Source organism: Rothia sp. HMSC069C10, assembly GCF_001812205.1.
Lineage (GTDB): Bacteria > Actinomycetota > Actinomycetes > Actinomycetales > Micrococcaceae > Rothia > Rothia mucilaginosa.
The window spans coordinates 159,714-180,705 of sequence record NZ_KV808305.1 but is presented as its reverse complement, the minus strand read 5'-3'; the positions used below and the strand labels follow the sequence as shown (position 1 = coordinate 180,705).

The following is a 20,992-nucleotide window of genomic DNA, read 5'->3' as shown; positions in this document are numbered from 1 at the left end:
TCCACTTGGCGCATAACTTCTAACCAAGAAAGGGTGGACAACTCATGTCAGATACCATCAAAATTTCAGCTACCGTACGTAGCGACTTCGGCAAGGGCTACGCGCGCCGCATCCGCATGGCAGGCGACATCCCCGCCGTCATCTACGGCCACGGCGAAGAGCCCAAGCACGTAGTACTCCCCGGCCACGCAACCACCCTGGCTGCCCGCGTCCCCAACGCTATCCTCGACCTCGACATCGAAGGTGAATCACACCTCGCAATGATCAAGGACATCCAGCGTCACGCAATCCGCCCTGAACTGCAGCACATCGACCTGCTGACCGTTAAGCGCGGCGAGCGCGTTGAGATTGAGGTTCCTGTACACGTTGAAGGCGAGCCTGCTGTTGGCGCCGTTGCTAACCAGGAAGAAACCGTTCTTCTGGTTGAAGCTGACGCACTGAAGGCACCCGAAGCTTTGACCGTGAGCATCGAAGGCCGCGAAGCTGGCGCTCACGTTCTGGCATCAGACGTTGAACTGCCCTCAGGCGTAACCCTGGTTGCAGACGCTGAACTGCTGATCGTTAACGTTTCTGAGCCCGAGGAACTCGACGTTCCCGAGCCCGGTGAAGAAGGCGAAAACGCACCCGAGGGTGACATCGTTGAAGCTTCCGAGGAATCAGATCAGGCTGGCGAAGCTCACGACTCAGATAACTCAAAGCACTAGACCGCGCCCTGCGCCTAGCGCAACAATGATTTGTGGATGGCCCGCCGCTACCTCTCTTCTGAGGTGGTAGCGGGCCATACTCATAGAATGGTGTAGTCCATGAATTTTCTAAAAACCTTTTACAGCGCCGTGGAAAGGGCGAAGATATGTCTGATGCGTGGCTCATTGTTGGTCTGGGGAACCCGGGCCCGGAGTACGAGAAAACCCGCCATAACATCGGCCAGATGGTGGTTGATGAACTGGCGCGTGAAGTAGGCGGTGGCTTCAAGAAGCACGGACGCGCGCGCGCCCAGGTGCTGGAAGGACGTTTGGGTATAGGCGGACCCAAGGTAGTGCTGGCCAAGCCCCTGACCTATATGAACACCTCGGGCGGCCCGGTATCGGCTCTAGCCCAGTTCTACGATATTAACCCCGACCGTATCATCGCGGTGCACGATGAACTCGATATTCCCTTCGACACCATTAAGCTCAAGATCGGTGGGGGAGAGGGCGGCCACAACGGTCTGCGCGATATCACCAAGGCGCTGGGCACCAAGGATTACTACCGTGTGCGCACCGGCATCGGTCGTCCTCCCGGACGCATGGACACCGCAGACTTCGTGCTCAAGCCCTTCAGTAGCACCGAAGCGAAGGACCTGCCCTTCCTCATCTCAAACGCAGCGGATGCAACCATGATGCTCGTGAAGGAAGGCCTTCTGGCAACCCAGCAGCGCTACCACGGCGCAGGTTCCTAGCCGTATGACCCGTGCCGGGTAAACACTGAACTGGGTCAACACTGAACTGGGGTAATGCATGATGCGGGCCGATGTGTGAACTAGGCTCTACCTAACTATGCAAGAGCCCGGTGAGGGAATAAGCTAGAAAAGAATGACGTTATACGCTCCACGACGGGAAAACACCCGACCGTGGAGCGTATGAGCGAGAGAAGAAGGTACCCGTGGCTGAATACTCCACCCCCGCCAACACCCCGCTGAGCGACGACATTGTACGCCAGCTTCGTAAGGATTTTCCTATCCTCAACACTGAGGTTAACGGGCATCCTCTGGTCTACCTGGATTCGGGGGCGACCAGCCAGAAACCCCTTCAGGTGCTCGACGCAGAACGCGACTTCTACCTGCACGCTAACTCTGCCGTACACCGTGGCGCACACACCCTCGCGGTTGAGGCAACCGACCTGTTTGAGGACGCGCGCATCACCGTCGCCAACTTCGTGGGCGCTACCGACGAAGAGCTAGTGTGGACCTCCAACGCAACCGAGGCGCTGAACCTGATTGCCTACTCCATTGGTAACGCCTCGCAGGGTATCGGCGGTCCCGCCGCCGAGCGTTTTGCGCTGGGCCCCGGCGATGAAATCGTCACCACCGAGATTGAGCACCACGCGAACCTCATCCCCTGGCAGATCCTTGCTCAGCGTACCGGCGCGATCCTGCGCCACATCCCCTCCACCGAGGACGGTCAGCTCGACTACGCTGCTGCCGAGGGCATCATCAACGAGAAGACCCGCATCGTGGCGTTCACCCACGTCTCGAATGTGACCGGCGCGATTACCGATGTGCCCCGCATGGTCGCCATGGCTCGTAAGCACGGCGCTCTCGTTGTGCTGGATGCCTGCCAGTCCGTGCCGCACATGCCCGTAGACTTCCACGCCCTGGACGTCGACTTTGCGGCGTTCTCCGGCCACAAGATGCTGGCTCCCACCGGCATTGGCGCCCTCTACGGTCGTGCCGAACTGCTTGAGGCCCTGCCCCCCTTCCTGACCGGTGGCTCCATGATTACCCGCGTGGGTCTGCAGGATGCCGAATACATGCCCGCCCCCATCAAGTTTGAAGCGGGTACCCAGCGCGTCTCGCAGGCAGTCGCCTTCGCCGCCGCCGTGCGTTACCTGCAGCACCTGGGCATGGAGAACGTTGAGGCATGGGAGCACGAACTGGGCGCTCGCCTGGTTGAGGGTGTTCAGAAGATTGAGGGCGTGCGCCTGCTCGGCCCCGCCGACCCCTCCAAGCGTGCCGGCCTGGTAGCCCTCGCCATTGAGGGTGTGCACCCGCACGACGTGGGCCAGCTGCTCGACACCCAGGGTATCGCTGTGCGCGTGGGCCACCACTGCGCCCAGCCGCTACACCGCTGCGCCGGTGTGACCGCCTCGACCCGTGCATCCACCTACATCTACAACACCACCGAAGATGTGGACGCTTTCCTGAAGGCACTTGCCGAGGTGCGCCCCTACTTCGGGTTCTAAACGTAGACGCGTTAGAAGCTAACGCCTCAATTTTTCAGACAGACCAACTGACGGAAGAAGAACACCGTGTCTCTTGAATCCCTGTACCAGGAAATCATTCTGGAGCATTCCAAGCAGCGTAGCGGCGAGCACCTCGTAGAGGTACCCGCCGGCCACGCAAGCGCCGATAACCACCAGTACAACCCCACCTGCGGTGACGAAATCAACCTGCGCGTGGTGCTCTCTGACGAGCTGAAGGATGGCGAGAAGACCATCGAGTCGATCTCTTGGGAAGGCGACGGTTGCTCCATTTCGATGGCTGCCGCTTCCGTGCTCTCTGAAATGGCTCCCGGCATGACCACCTCCGAGCTGCAGAGCCACGTGGATGCGTTCCGCGAGATGCTGCGTTCGCGCGGTAAGGTGACTCTGGACGAAGAGGAGTACGGCGATATGGCGGCTTTCTCCGGCGTTTCGAAGTTCATGGCGCGCGTGAAGTGCGCAATGCTCTCGTGGGTTGCTGTTGAAGAAGCCACTAAGGAAGCGGCAGCCAAGAACTAACTCTTCGCTGAGAATGTAGTGGAAACGGCGGGGGAGTAGCTAGTATTTGAACGCCAATCGAAAATACCGAATGGAACCATCGACAATATATTGCATTTATGTGTAATATTTTTTGATGAACTTTTAGCGGTAAGCACCGAACGAGACCCGAGCTGAGAATCTACCCCCTGCCCTTTCTTGATATAAGTTTTCTTTGATTTAAATCAATAGGATGAAAATATGAGGCGGATACTACACCGTATCCGCCTCATATTTATATCTTTTCCTTTTTCCTTCAAAAAGGTGACTGGTAAAATAAAAGGACGAAGGGCGCCCAACCAGCACCCTCGAGAAACTCTTTTCGGACCCGCACGTTCTAAGGCAACAGCGCGAAGAAATAGGGCAATATAAGAAAATATTTTCTCAATATTGCACATTCTTCGTTTCATCTCATGCTCTCACCCTAGACCGCGGATACGTTTCTCACCCTCCGGTACTTCAACCACACCGGAATAACCATCGCCGCTACCAACCACAAGGAAGCCCTATGATTATTGGCTACGCCGCAGGCGCCTACGACCTTTTCCACTACGGCCACCTCGAGATTCTCCGCAAGGCTAAGGAAAACTGCGACTACCTCATTGCCGGCGTCGTGCACGATGACGTTCTGGAAGTGACCAAGGGTCGTCGCCCCGTCATCCCCATCGAAGAGCGTGCCGCCATCGTCAGCCACATCGACTACGTGGACGAAGTGCACGTTGAAACCAACCCCGACAAGCTCGAAACCTGGAAGCAGAAGCCCTTCAACGTCTTCTTCAAGGGCGACGACTGGAAGGGCACCGAAAAGGGCAATGCCCTGGAAGCACGCTTCGCAGAGGTCGGCGTGGAAGTACACTACTTCCCCTACACCGAGCACACCTCCAGCACCAAGCTGCGCAAGGTCGTTGACCTACTCGAAGCAGAGCACGACCTGCGCGTAGAGATGCGCCGCTTTGCTGAGCTGCTTGGCGAACGCGAATACTCCGAGGCGACCGTCGCCTCCTAACGCTCCTACCCCTTCATAGGTGCGTTAGAGCTCATAAGACTCATAAAGACACAAAGAGGATCCCCGCCGTAAGTACTTACGGCGGGGATTCTCTGCATATTGGCGGTATATCAGCTACACCTCAAAGGTGAGCGTCTCATAAGCTTTAGCGCTGTGCCAGCCACTTCTCAGCGGAGGAGCCCAGAACCTTCAGCACGCGGCCAACCTGCGGCTCAGCAGCGGCTGCAATCTTCTTGCCCACCAGTGGGATGGAGCAGGAGACTTCACCGTTGACGTCCAGGCGGGTCTGCTCGCCCTCGGGGGTCAGCTTCTGAGTAGCCTGAGCGGACACGGGCACGCCGTTGACCTTGACCTCGGTAGAAACGGTGCGGGATCCGTCAGCAGCCGGTGCGCTTACGGTGTCCATCTGGGTCATAGCAACGCCGTTGCCGACGAACTTACGAGCGATGTCCGGCACGCGCTCAGCGGGTACGGTACGCTCGGTGGTTGCGGTGAACTCGGCGGAGGTGTCACCGGAAACGGAGAAGCTACCGAACTCCACGCCAACCTCGGAGCATACGAAGCGTGCGAAATCCTCGCTAGAGAACGCCTCGATAACCTGTTCAACGCTTGCGTTGATAACGGTCGATTCCTGAACTGCCATAATTGTTCCTTTCGTAGTGCGCGAAAACCCCGCGCATTATCCCTTACTAAGGATACGGTGCGCGGGGTTTCGCAACCAATGTAAAGACGCGAATCCACCTGAGAATATGCCGTGAACAAGGGAAAACATCCACAGCCTCTCACAGGGTGGTTGGAGGATTCGCATGCCGGTCTAAAAATGTGGGAAGCGCCCGGCCGGGCACCTCCCACACCGCATCACGAGGATGCTGAGCTTAGAAAGCAAGAAAACCTTAGGCGCTGGGAGCCATCGCGTCGATGCGAGCCATCTCAGCCTTACCCGCACGGTGCGCGCGAGCAGCCTGCTTCAGGCGGCCCCAGAAGGAATCCTTACGGTGGGTCTTGCCGGCGAGCAGGTCCTGCAGTTCCTCACCCAGCTGAGCTGCGGAAATCTCCGGGGTGGAGACGTAAGGCTCAGCGGTGCGGAACAGGGAGGGGTTCGCCAGGGCAAGATCGAGCTTAGCGAAGAGATCTTCGCGGCTCTCAACGACAACAGCGTGGCCGCGCTTCTCCATCAGAGCGGTGAAGGGGACCTGGTGGTTGTCAACGACCTCATTGAACTCTGCGCGGCGCGGAACAGCCAGGGGCAGAGCGCCGGTGCGGCGTGCATCCTGGATGGAGCCGGGGCCGCCCTGAACCAGTACTACGCGTGCGGTTGCGTAGTAGTCCAAAAGCTCGGAGGCGGGAAGAAGCTTAAGGTTGTCTGCGTGCTTAATGGGCGCAGTGTGGCCATGCTGCACGAGGCAGGTGACCTCGGGGTGAGCCTCAAGATAAGCCTCAACCCAACGCAGAAGACGATCAAAAGTGTGAACGTCGGTGCCGAGGGACACCACCAAATCGTAAGTCTTAGTAGGAATACGAACGGGCGCGACGGCAGGGGTAAATACGGGCAGGTCGAACTTGGAAGTATCAACGCTGACGTGGGGGAAGTCCTGAATAGACATAGCCTATTCCTCTCTATGTATTTATCGGTAGTAACCCCGTATACCTGACGCAAAAATCCGGAGGGCATCATTGGTATACGCGGCGGCGTCGTGCCGGAGAAAATGGTGAGTAATCTCCGCATACGCTTCTCTGGCGAGTGGTTAGTTCGCTTGGATGGTGAGTCCACAGTGGAGCGCACGACTTATGCGTATCTGTATGTATTAATAAATACTATACCCTGAAAATAACGCCCTCAGCACACGCGAGGACGCTATTTTCAGGATAAATTCATCACTCTTAGAAAATGGGATGAATCACACGAGAATCAGGGAAATTCTCCTGCTGTTCCTCGCTCTGAACAATAATTCGATCAGCAAAGGTGTACAGCATCTTGCCGGTCATCGTCGGCAGAGTCGGGCGATCAAAACACTCAATATAAAGAGTCTTTACTCCAAAGAGTTTAGCCGCCACAAAGAAAGGAACGGCAACACCGGCGCCGGCAGAAACAACCGCATCCGGACGTTCCTTCGGAAAAATACGAAATGCCAAGAACAGATTACGAATAGCGTTCTTAATATTTCGGGTGGTCGGGTAATACGCCCAATAGGTCTTCTCATCAGCCAGAGAAGATTCAACATCGGGCTGCTTAAAGCTAACCCACACGCGGTCATAATCCTGCCACGCAGCAGAAGTAGCCGTCAGATGCTTCAAGTGTCCGCCACTGCTAGAAACCAGCAGAAGCTTCTTCTTCGGTGCCTGAGAGGAAGTTGCCTCAGTCATAGTGTTCTCCTAAAGCCCCAATACAAGAGAAAAATAAGAAGAGAAGATAAAGGTGAGCTGACGGGCCCGGCGGCACCTGCATCAACAGACCTATCACAATAGATCCGCCTCAGCAGGTACCACCGCACCCTACGCTCAAGGACGAAGGACGAACCCGCACAGAGGCGAGGCATCCATCAACAGAACCCCGAGTACTCGCGGTCTGATTACTCGCGATCCAGGAACACAGCCAGAGCGTTCACGCCCTCAAGCTGATCCAGCTGAGCGAAAAGCTCACGAACCTGCTGCAGAGAAGTAGCCGCAGTCACCGGAACCAGAGCCACGCCGCCAGCCTGGACGAAACGCAGCTGAGTCGACAGGGGAGTAGCGGTGCTCAGGCTAATCACCAGAGGAGTCTCGCTCTTCTCAACCAGCGACTCGGGAGTGTGGCGGGTCAGCGCGTCACGGACCGAAGCGTAATCGGTGAAACGTGCGTACTCGGTGGGCAGAACACGCTGCAGCATCTGGTATAGGTGCTCAACACCGCGGTCAGTACCGGGCAGAATCACAATGCCGGAAGCGCCAGCGCTCTTCACGTCGCCGTCGGGAGCACCAATGGTGCGCAGCAGCATGAACGCGTCATTCGCCTCAGAAGTGGAACCCAGCTCGTGAACCGGGATACCAGCATCTTCCAGACGATCAGCGTAACCAACGTGACGCATAGTGCGGTCACGACCGTACGCCAGCACAGCACCAATCAGCAGACCGGCAACAGCACCAACAATACCCATCTTCACCGGGCCAAGAGCCGAGGAAGAAGAAGGAACCTGAGCCTCGCTCATCACGCGACCACCGGTGGTGGAAGTCAGCTGAATCTGAGCGCGACGGTCCTGCAACTGAGAGAGCAGAGCCGCACGGTTGTTATCACCCTCGAGGGCCGAAATCTGCTCATCAATCTGGTGCAGAGCAGAATCAACGCTGCTCTTCAGCGACTCGGAACGAACCTGCAGGTATGCGTTCGCCATAGCGTTAGCGTAACGTGCAGCCTCCGTACCGTTGGGGCGGGTCACCTCAATATCCAGAACAGCAGTCTGGGAGGTGCCGGTCACCTTGACGGAGTTCATCAAGCGGCTGGTCAGCTGAGCCTCAGAGAGGGTATCGCCATTAGCAATCAGAGACTTTGCCGCGTTCTGTGCAACCTCGCGAGAGGATGCAACGCGAGACTCGGTCGCAATATCCACCTTCGCGGAGTTAGCGCTACCGGTACCGGCGGGATCAACCACCAGCGGGTAAACAACCAGCGAAGCCTTAGAAGTGTACTTGCTATTGGTCATGTAGCCGTAGACGGCACCCGCCACAGCGAAAACCACAACCGACAGCAGAATCAGCAGACGGTGTCGGAAAATGCGACGTACCTGGTTGCCAAGGGTAACCGAGGAGGTATGAGAGGTGTTATCCATGAGGACATCCTAGAGGAAGAGAAACGGACACTAAATATCGGAGAAAAACGTAGAAGAAGCGGAAGGCTAAGACTTCGCGCGGCGGGCGGAAAGGAAACGCTCAATACCGAGAGCCTTACGGAAGCGGTACAGTACCGCACCGTACACCGGAACGAGCAGCACCACGTACACGATGACGCCCAGCACGCTCTGACCCAAGAAAGCCAAAGACGCCAGAGCGCACACCGTCGGAACAGCCGCACCCAAGAAGAGTGACGGAGCCATCTCGCGAACCGAAGCGCGAATACCAACGAGGCGGAATACCTGGTAGCTCGCCAGGAAGGTGTCAATCAGCAGAGCAGACGCCCACGCCGTCACCGCACCGTACAAGCCCCAAACCGGAACCAAGGTGAAGTTCAAGGTCACAGCCACCACCAGCGAGGAGAGTTTGTTCAACAGCTGCCAGCGGCTCTTACCGCTCATCAGCAGAACGGACTGCACGCCACCGGCGCTCATCGACAGCATCGCCGCCGGGCAAATCACCCAGAGAATACCGGCGCCAGCCTCAAAGCCCTTACCGAAGAAATGCAACAGCACCGGACCAAAGAACGCCAGGGAGAGGTAGAACGGCCACGACAGAGCAGTCAACACGCGAGTGGTCGACAAGAAAATCTCTCGAGCACGATCTAGCTGACGGGTAGCCAACGCCGCACTAATCGACGGTCCGGTCACCACGCGTCCGGTGTGCTCAATCATGGTGCCCACACGAACACAACGGTTCACAGCACCATAGATACCACCGGCAGCGGCACCCAAGAACGCCGTCACCACCAGCACGTCAATCCACTCCAGGATGGTTTCCACAATGGTAGCGACACCGCGTGCAGAGCTGAAACCCCAGAACGAACGGAACGTCTCAGGCGGAGAATCCTCAGAAGAAAGAACCTCCACATGCTCCTCGGAAGGGAACGCCCGCTCCAAAAGCCACAGGGCAACCACCGCAGTAATCGCCACCGGGATGGTCCAGGCGTACACCAAATCCATGAGCTGACCCGAGAACAGAACAACCAAACCCACCGCCGCAAAACGCAGAGTGGGAAGCAGAACATTCTGCAGGAGCGTAAAGGTCACCACACGATGCAGGCCACGCAGAGCGCCGAAGAACACCGTCATCAGCGCCGCTATCAGCACGAAAGCCGAACTGACACGCATCGCCGCCTGATACTGGGGAGCCATCGGCACAATCCCGGTGTAGATGTACACACCCGCCACCAGAAGCACCGAAGTCACCAGCGAAGGAATCAGACCGTAACGGATCAGCTGCGGAAGCACACCGTAACGACCCAGCGCACGCTGAGCACTCATCGTACGAACCAAGCCCGTATCCGCGCCGAAAGTCACCAGCGAAATCGCAATCGCGAACAACGCCATCAGACGGAAAAACTCGCCCGAACCCTCAGCACCAATACCGTTCGACACCACCATCGTGGTCACGAACGCGATACCCGCGCCGTACATCACGCACAGAGAAGCAAGAGAGCCGCTCTTTGCCAGGCTGGGCTGCTTAGCCTTTCCGGGAGCTTTCTTAACCGGCACGCTCTTCGCGGATGCGCTATCTGCCTGAGCACCTGACGCGGAAGGCTTAGCCTTCTCATTCGGAGTCTTTTCTTCCTGCGCCTTTTCTACAGACTCAGCAGTAGCCGAGGCAACCCGCCGGGAACCGGACAGATGAGCACCCACTACAGCGGTAGCGTTTGCCGCTGAGGAACCAGCAGTCGAAGTACCTGACTCCGAAGAACCCGCCTCCAAAGAATCGGGCAGTAACTCTTCGGAAGCAAAGCCTCGAGCCGGAGGCACAATCGACAGCGCCGTGGTCGCAGGAAAACGACCGGAACGGATATCGTCCACCGTCGGAGCAAACTCATCGGCAGAAGACTCAGCCAGCGATTCGCCCTGCTCCACTACCGGCTCGATGTACTCGCCGCTCTCACGCAGACGCGCACGGCGGCTAGGATGACCACCCGTCGAATACGCATCCTCGAAAGATGAAACCGCAGAAGTATCTAAACCACGAGGGGACTGATTCTTCGTCATAGCCCCTCACCATCCCGAATGGAACGAATGCACGCCATCGATGCGAGCATCAGAATGGTCATCTGAGCAATATCGAAGCTGTAGAAAATAAAGACGACGCAGCACGCGACCGGCACGCTATGCAGCCAGTACCCGGAGGTGGTCTTCACTCGTGCGCCGCCTGCTACAGTGCACACCATGAAGAGCGCGAACAGCGCCAGACCCACGAAGCCGAAGCAGAACATCAGAGTCCACAGGTACCCCTGGGTACCCATTGACACGCCAATGCTCGGTTCCATACGCGGAGTGCCGTAACCAATAATCGGGGACTCCAAGGTCGCCTTCCAGGTGGCGCGGTAGAGCGCCGCACGGCCACCGGTGGAGTCAGAGTAGTCCTGACGACCCAGAATGTTATCCACGGTGCCCGACGCAAAGAGCGCCACAACCACAGCCGTAATCGCCGCAACACCCGTACCCACAGCACGCCAATTAGCCGCAAGGAACTGACGCAGCAGTACGTACGCTGCGCTGATACCTAGACCAATGAACATGCCGCGGTTACTGGTCGCAATCGCAGGCACAGTAGAAAGCGCCATACCAATCAGCAACGCAATACGCAGCCAGATGGAATGCAGGCGAAGCAAGCACGCCAGCATCACCGGGGTGAGCAGAGTGTACGCCAGACCCCAACTATTCGCGTAGGGGAACGGCGCGGAGGGGCGAATATACGCCTCGGGAGCGCCCCACGGGCGCTGAACCTCAGCCAGGGGAGGAAGCATGTAGTCACGCACCAGCGGATTCTGCATAAAACCAGAAGGCATGATGAAGCTCATCGGGGTACGCAGACGGAACTCAGGGAAGAGAACGCCGCCGTAACCCAGGACAATGAGGGTCACCCACAGGGTCGCCAGACCGCCCAGCAGCCTATTGATGCTAATAGAGGATCGCGCGTTGTAGTAGTACAGGGCGTAAATACCTGCACTGAGAATATTCACAAAGCGCAGACCCCAACCAATAATGTCGGTGGAACGGGTCAGCGCAAGCGCCGCAACAACAACCCACACGCAGAACGCGCCCCACACCCACAGGGAACCGGGCACACGCACATTACCTCGAATAATGAGGTAAAAAAGCATGATCGCTGCCAGTACCAGCGGTGCAATCTGAAGCACACCCAAAGCCCACAGCGCCGGGAAGCCGTACAGCAATGCCAGCAGAGGCCAGGCCGGGAGCTTCTTCTGCGCCGTAGACAACGGGCGGATGCGTGCGCGGGCACGCAGAATACCGCTGGGCGGAGTACTATCCGATCCGGCGGAATCCTTCAGCCCCGTAGGCGAAGTGCCCGGAGAGGAAAGAACGGAAGAGGAAACCATGTCTGTGCGATACCTGGTTAGAGACCTCGACCGGTCTTCTGGACGAGATCAAGAAGAGTGGCGGGCTTAATAAGACCGGTGGACACAACATACGCCGCCCAAGCACGAAGCTGCATGGGGTCGCGGCGCAGAGCCGCGCGAGCGTACGCGCGCGCCTCCTTGTTGTTGCCCAGCGACGCCTGAGCGTACGCAATCTGACCGGCGATACGTGCCAGACCCTTGGGATCCTGCTCGAATTCAGGGAACTTACGCAGAATGTAGCTCAGACCGTCAACCATGGACTGCCACTTGCCGGAGAAGAAGGAAGGGCGGTCCCAGAGCACCAGAATCAGCGGCTCGGGCACGCTCAGTACATCGCCGTGGCGGGTTGCGCGTAGCAACAGGTCGTAGTCTTCACCGTAGGCGGCGGGCAGCTCCTCATCGACCAGGCCGATGCGGGCAGGCTTACCATCAACGCCGAGCAGATCCTCGCGGGAGTACAGCATGGCGGAGGGGTGAATTTCGGTAATGCGCGAACGCAGGAAGTCCGCGAAGGTTGCGCGCTCGGGTGCCAGGCGTACGATGTCCTGACCGCCGGAGCGGACGGTAATACCCGAAGAGATAGCGGCTGCTTCGGGGTTTTCGCGCCAGAGAGCGACCTGCTGGGTGAGCTTGGAAGGCATCCAGTAGTCGTCGTCATCGCAGAAGCCAATCATCTCACCGCTGGAGGCGATGATGCCGCTATTGCGGCCGCCAGCCAGACCGCCGGAACGGGTATTGGAGACAATCTTCAGGGCACGGTTTTCGCCGACCTCAATGTCCTCGAGGCGGTCGGGCTCAACACGGTCAAAGACAACAACAACTTCAACGAAACCGCGGTAGCTCTGCTCAAGGATGGAGCGGACAGCCACGCGCAGCAGTTCGGGGCGCTTGCCGTTGGTTGCGATAACGGCGGAAACAGCAGGGGTGCGAGAGGTGAAGTGCATCATTGGGATTCTCCTTACTCAGCGGGGGTCGCGAGGCTAACGTATTTGCGACGCATGGACAGCAGGACGGTTGCGGCGTTAGCCAGCAGAAGCAGCGCATAGACGATGACGAATACCGGGCCGAAGCCAAGGAAAATGTAAATCCAGCAGAGGGTGCCAGCGTCCATGTGCAGGTTGATGAAGGAGCGCAGGGGGCCACCGGTCGGGGGAGCGGCGGTCTTGCGGTTATTGCGCAGCTGCTCAGCAAGAATCTGGCTCATGAAGTGACCTGCGGTCAGCGCGGTGAAAATCATCGGCATCGCAATGATCCAGCCGTTGAATGCGCTGGAGCCGGTAAAGGAGTAGTGCGCCGGGTACAGCAGGAAGGAGAGCAGGGTTGCCATGTGCACGGAAGGCACGCGGATGGAGTCGACCACGTGGTCGAGCCACTCACCGGCGGGGGAGGACGCGCCGGTCACGCGAGCAACCTGGCCGTCAGCGGAGTCCAGACCGTAACCGAGCGCGAAAAGCAGGGCAACGCAGATACCTACACCAACGCTGGGCGGGCAGGTAATCAGAACGATGAGGCCTGCAGCGGAACATGCAGCGGAAATCGCGGTGACGCCGTTGGGGGTGATGCCCAGAGCGACAGCTGCCGCGGCGAAGTAGCGTGCTACTCGGCGGTTGACCCAGCGGGTGTAGGCGGGAACGCCAATGCCGGGCTTCTGCGCTGCTTCAAGAGAGCGCAGGGTGTGAGAAAACTTCGCAGAAAATCCCGATGCGGGCGCGGAGTTCGGGGCGTGAGGTGCCTCAGAGGTGGACATGCACATTCCTTTTTAATCGGTGAGAGGAGTGAAGGAGAGTGAATTACTCCCTTTCGGGGTGGTTGCGAGAAAGTCCGGAAGTCTCGCACGCGAAAAAAGAGGTGGTTGGTCCCTTTTTTCACGTACACCACTATATAGATATTTTACAACGAGATGAAGTGCAACAGGGGGCGTGTGGTCAGGGTCAACAATTGTGTCGTAAAAACCCTCTGACAATGCGCTTTGGTGCAGATTTGCGGGATCCTTCGGGTAGGCTTGGTGTGCTGTTAGAGGGGGTTATCGGCGCTTTGTTCTCGTGAATTGTGGATTTAGAAAACATTTCTGAACATTGTGCAGAGAGGCACATGACAGAAGCACAAATAATGGGAATAAATGATGCAAAAAACACGGAAAAGTGGGGAATATACGCAAATGGGGTTTGATTTCCTGAATCATTCAGAAAATCAAACCCCATTTAGCTGAGATTATCTAGAAGGTATTAGTTCCTTCGAGACTGCATCGGAACGCGGGTTCCGACTCCGTTATTGACGATGCGTCGCTCGCCCTGGCCGGCTGCCGCGTTGTTCGCGTTGTCGACCACGGGCTGCTCAGCCTCGTGTGCGGCGGGAGCATCCGCCTCCTTGTCAGCTTCCTTCTCGGCAGGCTGCTCAGCAACCGGTGCCTTAGCGATTGCCTGCATGTCGAAGCTTACATTCGGGCGAACGTTTCGTCGACTGATGCCCGGATGAACCTCAACTGCGATGAGGTTCTCGCCAACCTTCAGCTTGGAAGAAGGAACGGTGAAGGTCACCGGAGTCTTCTGAGCCGTAGCGGTATCAATCGAGCTCGATGCAATCGCGCTATTCCACAGCTTTCCACGAGTGTCAAAGTTGGAACGACCAACCTCTTCACCGTTGACACCCACCGCAATAGCGTCATCCGCGTAAGTGGTCAGCACGAGATCACGGCTGGCCTGCTCACGAGTGAGCTGGATGGTGGTGTAGGCGTAGATATTGTGGCGGGAACGCACGAGCGGAACCTTAACGGAGGTGTTGAGGTTACCAGTACCGACCCCAATCGGGGTCTTGCCGGTCTGCCATGCTTCCTGCGCAATATCTTCCAGGCTGAAGTGGAAGTTGTACTTCCAACCGTACTTACGGTTGGGAGCCTGGGTAGAGACCATGTACTTCCAATCCGAGGCGTAGGGCAGAACAATCTGGTCCTTAGCGGCTTCTTCCTTCGGATTCTCAGGCTTGGGATCGGCGGGCTTAGGCTCCTCAACCTTCGGGTCCGGATCCTGGACCTTCGGTACCTCAGTAGTCGCTTCTGCACTCGGGGTAGCGCTTGCCGAAGCACTGGGGTCAGCGCTCGCGGTCGGGTCAGCACTTGCCGTGGGGTCTGCAGTAGCAGTCGGGTCAGCGGTAGGCGTTGCGGTCGCGGTCTCCGTGGGGGTAGGAGTCGGTCGCACCGGAGCTACCTGGACCGGAGTGGACGCAGAGTAGTTATCCGAGCTATCCACAGCGCGCACAAAGTAACGTGCGTTATCGGTGTGGTCAATCTCGAACTTCGTACCCGAAGTGCTAGCAATGACGCGGTCATCACGCAGAATCTGGTAGCGGACACTACCGGTATCCTGTACAGCATCCCAGGTCAGAACGTCCTTATCGTCCTTCAGCTCAACCTGCAGGTTCTGCGGGGTAGCCGGAGGAGTCACATCGCGGGCCTCAAAGCGCGCAAAACCGACGGTATCCTGAGTACCGTGAACACCCAGCGAACGGTGAATATCGCCGCCAACCCACAGGGTGCCCTTCGAATCCACGAAAGACTCCCAGATACCGAATCCGTGGTCACCCTTAATAGCAGGGGAGAACTCCGGCAGCATCTTACCGCTGTCCTTATCGAAAGCAGCAACCAGCTTGACCGAGTGAATCACGCTCGAACCGCCCACGGGGGTCCGCTTGTTACGCGAATCCTGGTAGAGGAAGTCGCCGCAGTGGCAGGCGCCGTAGATGGTGTTACCGTGCAGGTGCAGATCCTGGAAGTCTCCACCATCGCGGGTAATCGCGGTGTAGGTGGGGGTCAAGGACGCCTTATCGTAACGAGAGATGAGGTGCTCAGTACCGCCCACCCAGACGCCGGTACCGGCATCCTGGACGTCGAACTGGAAACCCCAAATTTTGGTTTCATTACGCAGGTCAGAGACATTAGCGCCAGCAGGAATCTCAGACTGCTGGTACGCCCACGGGCTGCCCTTCTGCATATGCTGAGTAATATCAGCCACGCGGTAGGCAAGGCCACCGTTGAGCCAGGTGAAGTAACCGGCTACGTAAACATGAGAGTTATCAGCGGAGGCGCTAATACCGTTGACAGTACCGTTGAACACCTGGCGCCAGTTACGGTCTATACTCACAATACCGGGCACACCGTTAGAAGGCTCGCCCAACTTAAAACGGGCAATATTGCGCGAATACGCCTCACCCGCCTTTTCACTTTCATAAATGTGGGTAAAGGTGCCGCCAATATACACGTAGTCACCCTGACGGTGAATGGTCTTCACCGTCATGACCTCGGTACGAATGCGATCTTCGACTTTAACCTGGGCCCATTCAGGGGCAACTTCACCGGTTGTGGCGTCAACAACGACGAAGCTCTCATGCTTCTCACCGTTAACAAGCTTGAAGTTACCGCCAACAGCCAAACGGTTATTCGGCAGAGCCTCAACAGCCTTCACCTGACCGTCAACAGTCAGCTTAAAATCGCGGCGCAACTCGCCGGTCACCGGGTCAAAAGCAGCAATATTAGATTGCGCAACACGCTCACCGGTAGAGGACTCAAGGTACTCGAAGTCGCCACCAATAAACACGCTGGAGGTGCCGTTACCGTGATCGACCTCGGTAATGGCCTCAACGTAGGTGTTCATTTCGCCGGTTTTACCGGAGGCGGTCCTGGCGCTGGTTCGCCAGCGCCAATCCGCCGAACGGCTATTGGGCAGGGCACGACGAGCGCTCGCCGGGGTACCGGAATCCGGGATAGCGCCCAGGTTCAAATCATTCTGGGTCAGCTTCGGGCGCAGGAACATCTGGGTGTAACCGAAAGAGGCCTCACCGTTGCTTTCCTTACCGTAGATGTAGGAGTTCCGCGCATCGGTGATTGCCGGCTCAGAGCCATCCTGCGAAATGGGAGAGTTTGCACCGTAACGGAAACCCATACGGTAATCCTGGGACGCCAACTCATCAAACATCAAAGTCTTGAAGCCGTTGTTCTGTCCACGCAGAATGTGGTCTTCCCACGTGCCATCAGGCCAGTCCCTGCGGCCATTTTCATTGTAGGAAGAGAACTCGTCAGGGTTCGTGACGATCGCATTAGACCAGACAGCGTTCGAACGCAGAGCCCAGGTCCACTCGGAGGTCTGGCGGCGATCAACCGTCGCCTCCTGCCACTTGGTGCCCGAGGTGTTCAGGGCACGGCGGAAACGATAACCATCAGGCAACTGATCGGGGCGGGTGCCGTTGAGCAACTGCGAAATGGTGGTACCCGAAAGCTGAATCGGGGTCTTCGCGGCGGGCAGGGAGCTCAGAGCTTTGCCCTGTTCAAGAGTCATACCGGAAGATGCGGGTGCGGCATCGCTGTAGAGCTGCGAAGTGTCACCCTGACCTTCATAGTTTTCAGTCCAGCCGTCGCGGCCCTCACCAATCTTGACCCAGCCGCCACCATCAGTTTCCTGATCGCAGTAGAACTGAGTCGGCTGACTCATCGAAGGAGTGTACAGCCAATAGGCGCCGCTCTTTGCCTCGGGGTTAGCCTGCTTGGCTTCCCAACAGCTAGCGGCAGCACGCTCGGAGGTCGTGCCATTGTAGAAAGCAGAGTCCCTTTTTTCCGCAGTCTGTTCGACAGCGGTACTCGGCGTAATAGCGGGGATAGCTACGGGCAAAGCCAACGCCGTAGCAATGCTCAAGCAAAGAGTTGAGCGAGTTATAGCAGAACGTGAAAAGCCAGAGCCCGTCATGCCAAGGTGGGCTTTCATAATATCTCCAAATGAATGCCAAGAAATGTTATCGAGTGCGCATCAACATTAATGCGCTATGGATGATAATGCGCGGGTTCCAGCGAATCATAGCTGGAAACCGGCATCTTTAATTAGACCCTAACAATCAGGATTGTTCGGGAAATCATGGGTCGCAATCTTCCACTGACCATCGACCTGAACGAGGGTGTAAATATTGAGTGAACGCTTCGGAGAATTGTCATCCTTAACGGGCTGATTATTCTCGTCATAGATCTTCACAGAGGAAGAATCCATGCATACTTCCAGCATGCGCGCGGGCTGACCCTTGTACTGGGTTTCAGTCATACGGGGAGTGCCCACGACAGTGGAAGAACCTTCATAGTGCCAGCCAGCCAGTGCGTACTCGGAAGCCTGCACGGCAAACTCAGCGGCAGCGGAATCAACAGCCACGGCCTCGATGGAGCGAATCGTCTCATCATCGAGAACAGCGCGGGCCCGCTCAACGTTCTGTTGCTCAGCCTCTTCGTCGCTGGTCGGATCAGCGGCACGCTCAGGCGAAGCCTCAGCAGAGGGGGCTGCCTTCACCTTGGTCAGAATGGTCTCAAAAGAGTTAACCAGTTCGGTAGTCTTCTTAACTTCTTCAGCGTCAACAGGTACGGAAGAAGCGTTCCTCATCTCTTCAGCGCCAGTGTAAATCTCTTCAAGCTTCTGGCCGTCAGAAGAGGTCGCCTCACTCTTTGCCCCATCCTTTGCCTCAGCCGAAGCCCCAGAGGAAGCATTGGCGGATGCTTCTGCGGTGCCCTGCTCAGAAACCTGGGGGGAAGCGCTCGAAGACTTGTTTGAGGAAGCATGCGCCGACGCGGAAACGCTCGCGGACGCAGAAGCAGGCGAAGAGCTATCGGAGCTCGGGTTTTCAGTAGCGCAAGCGCTCAGGACCAGGGTGGATACCGCAACGGTACCCAAGGTGCCCAGAAGGCGGGACCGGGAGGGGTACTTGAAGAACACTGACATGGAAGCCTCTTTAGTGGTTGGAGTGAGAATGACTATATTCCGGAAGATAATACCTCGCACGAAGGTAAGGCACCTAAAGGCTAACACGCAAAGCTGGGAAAATACTTAGACCCGCAAAAATAACGTTTTTATAAATGATGAGAATAAGCCCTAACTAATGCTCTATTTTGACTCGATTAGAAGGTAAGTATATATCTCTGCATGAAAAAACCTTCATGTAAATGAATGAAATAGATTCACTATGTGCAAAAAAATCCCGGGCTGGTTTAAAACCAGCCCGGGAGAATAGGGCGAACATCACTAAAATTATTTGTCATAAAAGTGAATATCGCCCTGATGAGGGGTTATGCCGCCTGAGCAGCCTCGGTACTTGCCGAATAGTTATCCGCAGTATCTACCGCACGCACATAGTAGCGGGCGCCGTCGCGGTGATCCACCGAATAGCTCGTGCCCGTAACCGTCGCAATAGGACGATCATCGCGCAGAACCTGATACTTCACCCTATGCTCGGAAATACCCGACCAGGTCAGCTGATCCTTGGAGCCGTTCGTCGTAACCTTCAGGTTGCTCGGGGGAGCCGGAGGCGTTACATCGCGAGGTGCATAACGTGCGAAACCAACGGTCTGCTGCACGCCGTTAGCACCCAGCGACTTACGGATATCGCCACCAACCCACAGAGTGCCGGTGGAATCCACGAAGGACTCCCACACACCGTAGCCATACGCGCCGTTCATAATCGGGGCGAACTCCGGCAGCATCTTGCCGCTGTCCTTATCGAACGCAGCTACCAGGCGAATGGTCTGAGCATTAGTCGCGTTCTCCCACTCCGAATAGACAGTGTCTGCGCCCTGGAAGAGGAAATCGCCGCAGTGGCACGCACCGTAAATGGTGTTACCGCTCAGGTGCAGATCCTGGAAGTCGCCACCCTCACGAGTAATCGCACTGTCTGTGCGACGCATGCTCGACTTCTCGTAACGGGTAATCATATGCTCGGTGCCACCCACCCAGACGGAGGAACCAGCATCCTGAACATCGAACTGGAAGCCCCACATCCTGCGCTCGTTTTTCAAATCCCAGGTTTGGGCATTCTTGGGGGTGTATGAAGGACGGTGGTGCCAAGCCACCGGGTTCGTGCTACTGCCTTGCATATGAGCGAGACGGAACGCCTCCTGGTTATTCAGCTGGGTGAAGTAACCAGCGACGTACACATCGGCATTGCCCTCAGAAGCGCTCACGCCGTTAACTGTGCCATTAAAGACCGGACGCCAGTTCCAGTCCACCTCACCGTTGCTCAACTTAATGCGAGCCAGGTTCCTCGCATACGCGTAGGTGGGGGAGGTCTGGCCCTTCAAGTGAGTGAAGGAACCACCAATGTACAGGTAGCCATCACGCACGTGCAGGGTCTTAATCTGTACCGGTACGGAAGCAATGCGGCTAACCACGCGGATATCCCAGTCCTTAGCAACCTGACCGGTCTGCGGATCCAGAATTACAAAACCGTTGTAGTACTCGCCGTTCACCTGGTCGAAAGAACCACCCACAGCAAGCAGGCCGTTCGGCAGAGCCTCAACCGACTTCACCTGACCGTTAATCTTCGGGCGGAAGGAACGGCGCAGCTCGCCGGTACCCACCTCGTAACCAGCCAAGAAAGCCTGCTCAACCTTCTCACCGCTTGCCGACTCAACGTACGCGAAATCGCCACCGGTAAAGACAGCGCCACCGACCTCGGTGATAGCCTCAACCTGGGTGTTCATCTCACCCTTCTTGCCGGTACCGGTCTCAGTGCTGGTACGCCACTTCCACTTCTCGGAGTAGCTATTGGGTAGCGCGCGGCGGTTACTTGCCGCAGCGCCCTGCTGGCCATAATCATGCAGACCCTTAGCCACCAAATCGTTCTGAGTCACCTTCGGGCGCAAGAACATCTGAGTAAATACCAGGGGAGTGGTCGAATCATCCGCCGGGCGGTAAATATACGCCGAAGGACGGTTCATCAGGTAGGTCTCGGTCCACCATGTAATCTTGGCGTTGCGACCGTAGGTGAAGCCCAGCTTGTAGCCCTGCGATGCCTTCTCTTCGAAGTTCAGGGAACGGAAATCATCAGAATCATGGGTGAAGATGTTACCAGCCACCTGACCACGGTTGGCGTAGTCATAACGGTTACTGTACTGCCAGGTGTTTTTGACCGAAATATTTGACCAGAACATCTTTGAACGCAAAGTCCAAGTCCATTCGGTACTGGAATCACGGTGAGCCTTAAAATCCTGCCAGGTAGTGCCCTCAACGTTCATCGCGCGATGGAAACGCACGCCATCGGGCAAATCCTGCGGACGGGTACCGTTCAGTAGCGCGTTCACGGTCACGCCGGAGAGCTGCACCGCATCAAAGCCGGTCGGGTTCTTATACAGCTGATCGGCATTACCGCGACCGTAGTAGTTCTCAGTCCAGCTCTCACGACCGCGGCCAATCATAACCCAGCCGCCGCCATCAGTTTCCTGATCG

The 20,992-nt window shown here is 57.0% G+C and carries 16 protein-coding genes; 5 read left to right on the top strand and 11 right to left on the bottom strand.

Annotated features, from left to right (window positions below):
- Positions 1-44: 44 nt before the first annotated feature.
- From HMPREF2842_RS07995 to HMPREF2842_RS07975, 5 genes are all read left to right on the top strand, one after another.
- Positions 45-704: a 50S ribosomal protein L25/general stress protein Ctc gene (locus tag HMPREF2842_RS07995; RefSeq protein ID WP_012904012.1), complete on the top strand. Its 660-nt coding sequence runs from the start codon at positions 45-47 to the stop codon at positions 702-704.
- A 146-nt stretch (positions 705-850) separates the two neighbouring features.
- Entirely contained in the window at positions 851-1,438 is a 588-nt protein-coding gene (gene pth / locus HMPREF2842_RS07990; RefSeq protein ID WP_012904011.1) for an aminoacyl-tRNA hydrolase, read from the top strand.
- A gap of 203 nt (positions 1,439-1,641) precedes the next feature.
- On the top strand, positions 1,642-2,940 hold the full coding sequence (locus HMPREF2842_RS07985; RefSeq protein WP_049341601.1) for an aminotransferase class V-fold PLP-dependent enzyme: 1,299 nt from the start codon (positions 1,642-1,644) through the stop codon (positions 2,938-2,940).
- A 66-nt stretch (positions 2,941-3,006) separates the two neighbouring features.
- On the top strand, positions 3,007-3,477 hold the full coding sequence (gene sufU, locus HMPREF2842_RS07980) for a Fe-S cluster assembly sulfur transfer protein SufU (RefSeq protein WP_005506960.1): 471 nt from the start codon (positions 3,007-3,009) through the stop codon (positions 3,475-3,477).
- Positions 3,478-4,003: 526 nt separating this feature from the next.
- Positions 4,004-4,501 (top strand): FAD synthase family protein, encoded by a 498-nt coding sequence (locus tag HMPREF2842_RS07975; RefSeq protein ID WP_012904009.1) that lies wholly within the window; start codon positions 4,004-4,006, stop codon positions 4,499-4,501.
- A gap of 145 nt (positions 4,502-4,646) precedes the next feature.
- On the opposite strand, the gene HMPREF2842_RS07970 is transcribed toward HMPREF2842_RS07975, so the two are convergent.
- The 11 genes from HMPREF2842_RS07970 to HMPREF2842_RS07920 all read right to left on the bottom strand — a co-directional run.
- The gene (locus HMPREF2842_RS07970) at positions 4,647-5,144 is read right to left on the bottom strand and encodes a DUF2505 domain-containing protein (protein WP_012904008.1); all 498 of its coding nucleotides are present in this window, start codon (positions 5,142-5,144) and stop codon (positions 4,647-4,649) included.
- A 250-nt stretch (positions 5,145-5,394) separates the two neighbouring features.
- Positions 5,395-6,105: a glycosyltransferase gene (locus HMPREF2842_RS07965; RefSeq protein ID WP_012904007.1), complete on the bottom strand. Its 711-nt coding sequence runs from the start codon at positions 6,103-6,105 to the stop codon at positions 5,395-5,397.
- A 277-nt stretch (positions 6,106-6,382) separates the two neighbouring features.
- Complete coding sequence (pssD, locus tag HMPREF2842_RS07960) at positions 6,383-6,865, bottom strand: PssD/Cps14F family polysaccharide biosynthesis glycosyltransferase (protein ID WP_049327955.1); 483 nt, start codon at positions 6,863-6,865, stop codon at positions 6,383-6,385.
- Between the two features lie 206 nt (positions 6,866-7,071).
- Positions 7,072-8,304 (bottom strand): Wzz/FepE/Etk N-terminal domain-containing protein, encoded by a 1,233-nt coding sequence (locus tag HMPREF2842_RS07955; protein WP_070644093.1) that lies wholly within the window; start codon positions 8,302-8,304, stop codon positions 7,072-7,074.
- Positions 8,305-8,370: 66 nt separating this feature from the next.
- A complete protein-coding gene (locus HMPREF2842_RS07950; protein ID WP_070594037.1) occupies positions 8,371-10,377 on the bottom strand; it encodes a lipopolysaccharide biosynthesis protein in 2,007 nt (668 codons plus the stop codon).
- Complete coding sequence (locus HMPREF2842_RS07945; protein ID WP_049350001.1) at positions 10,374-11,729, bottom strand: O-antigen ligase family protein; 1,356 nt, start codon at positions 11,727-11,729, stop codon at positions 10,374-10,376. Before HMPREF2842_RS07945 ends, HMPREF2842_RS07950 begins: the two co-directional genes overlap by 4 nt.
- A 17-nt stretch (positions 11,730-11,746) precedes the next feature.
- On the bottom strand, positions 11,747-12,697 hold the full coding sequence (locus HMPREF2842_RS07940) for a glycosyltransferase family 2 protein (protein WP_070644091.1): 951 nt from the start codon (positions 12,695-12,697) through the stop codon (positions 11,747-11,749).
- A gap of 11 nt (positions 12,698-12,708) precedes the next feature.
- A complete protein-coding gene (locus HMPREF2842_RS07935; protein WP_070644088.1) occupies positions 12,709-13,497 on the bottom strand; it encodes a CDP-alcohol phosphatidyltransferase family protein in 789 nt (262 codons plus the stop codon).
- 478 nt (positions 13,498-13,975) lie between these two features.
- Complete coding sequence (locus tag HMPREF2842_RS07930) at positions 13,976-17,407, bottom strand: fibrinogen-like YCDxxxxGGGW domain-containing protein (RefSeq protein WP_246823239.1); 3,432 nt, start codon at positions 17,405-17,407, stop codon at positions 13,976-13,978.
- Positions 17,408-17,620: 213 nt separating this feature from the next.
- Positions 17,621-18,493, bottom strand: a complete 873-nt coding sequence (locus tag HMPREF2842_RS07925; protein WP_070594041.1) for a hypothetical protein — start codon at positions 18,491-18,493, stop codon at positions 17,621-17,623.
- A 344-nt stretch (positions 18,494-18,837) separates the two neighbouring features.
- A partial coding sequence (locus HMPREF2842_RS07920) for a fibrinogen (RefSeq protein ID WP_070644081.1) occupies positions 18,838-20,992 on the bottom strand: 2,155 nt, incomplete at its 5' end.

Bases quoted from the DNA above. Each gene is read 5' to 3' on its own strand.
- HMPREF2842_RS07995 (WP_012904012.1), top strand. From the start codon at position 45: ATGTCAGATACCATCAAAATTTCAGCTACCGTACGTAGCGACTTCGGC.
- pth (WP_012904011.1), top strand. From the start codon at position 851: ATGTCTGATGCGTGGCTCATTGTTGGTCTGGGGAACCCGGGCCCGGAG.
- HMPREF2842_RS07975 (WP_012904009.1), top strand. From the start codon at position 4,004: ATGATTATTGGCTACGCCGCAGGCGCCTACGACCTTTTCCACTACGGC.
- HMPREF2842_RS07970 (WP_012904008.1), bottom strand. From the start codon at position 5,144: ATGGCAGTTCAGGAATCGACCGTTATCAACGCAAGCGTTGAACAGGTT.
- HMPREF2842_RS07965 (WP_012904007.1), bottom strand. From the start codon at position 6,105: ATGTCTATTCAGGACTTCCCCCACGTCAGCGTTGATACTTCCAAGTTC.
- pssD (WP_049327955.1), bottom strand. From the start codon at position 6,865: ATGACTGAGGCAACTTCCTCTCAGGCACCGAAGAAGAAGCTTCTGCTG.
- HMPREF2842_RS07955 (WP_070644093.1), bottom strand. From the start codon at position 8,304: ATGGATAACACCTCTCATACCTCCTCGGTTACCCTTGGCAACCAGGTA.
- HMPREF2842_RS07950 (WP_070594037.1), bottom strand. From the start codon at position 10,377: ATGACGAAGAATCAGTCCCCTCGTGGTTTAGATACTTCTGCGGTTTCA.
- HMPREF2842_RS07945 (WP_049350001.1), bottom strand. From the start codon at position 11,729: ATGGTTTCCTCTTCCGTTCTTTCCTCTCCGGGCACTTCGCCTACGGGG.
- HMPREF2842_RS07940 (WP_070644091.1), bottom strand. From the start codon at position 12,697: ATGATGCACTTCACCTCTCGCACCCCTGCTGTTTCCGCCGTTATCGCA.
- HMPREF2842_RS07935 (WP_070644088.1), bottom strand. From the start codon at position 13,497: ATGTCCACCTCTGAGGCACCTCACGCCCCGAACTCCGCGCCCGCATCG.
- HMPREF2842_RS07925 (WP_070594041.1), bottom strand. From the start codon at position 18,493: ATGTCAGTGTTCTTCAAGTACCCCTCCCGGTCCCGCCTTCTGGGCACC.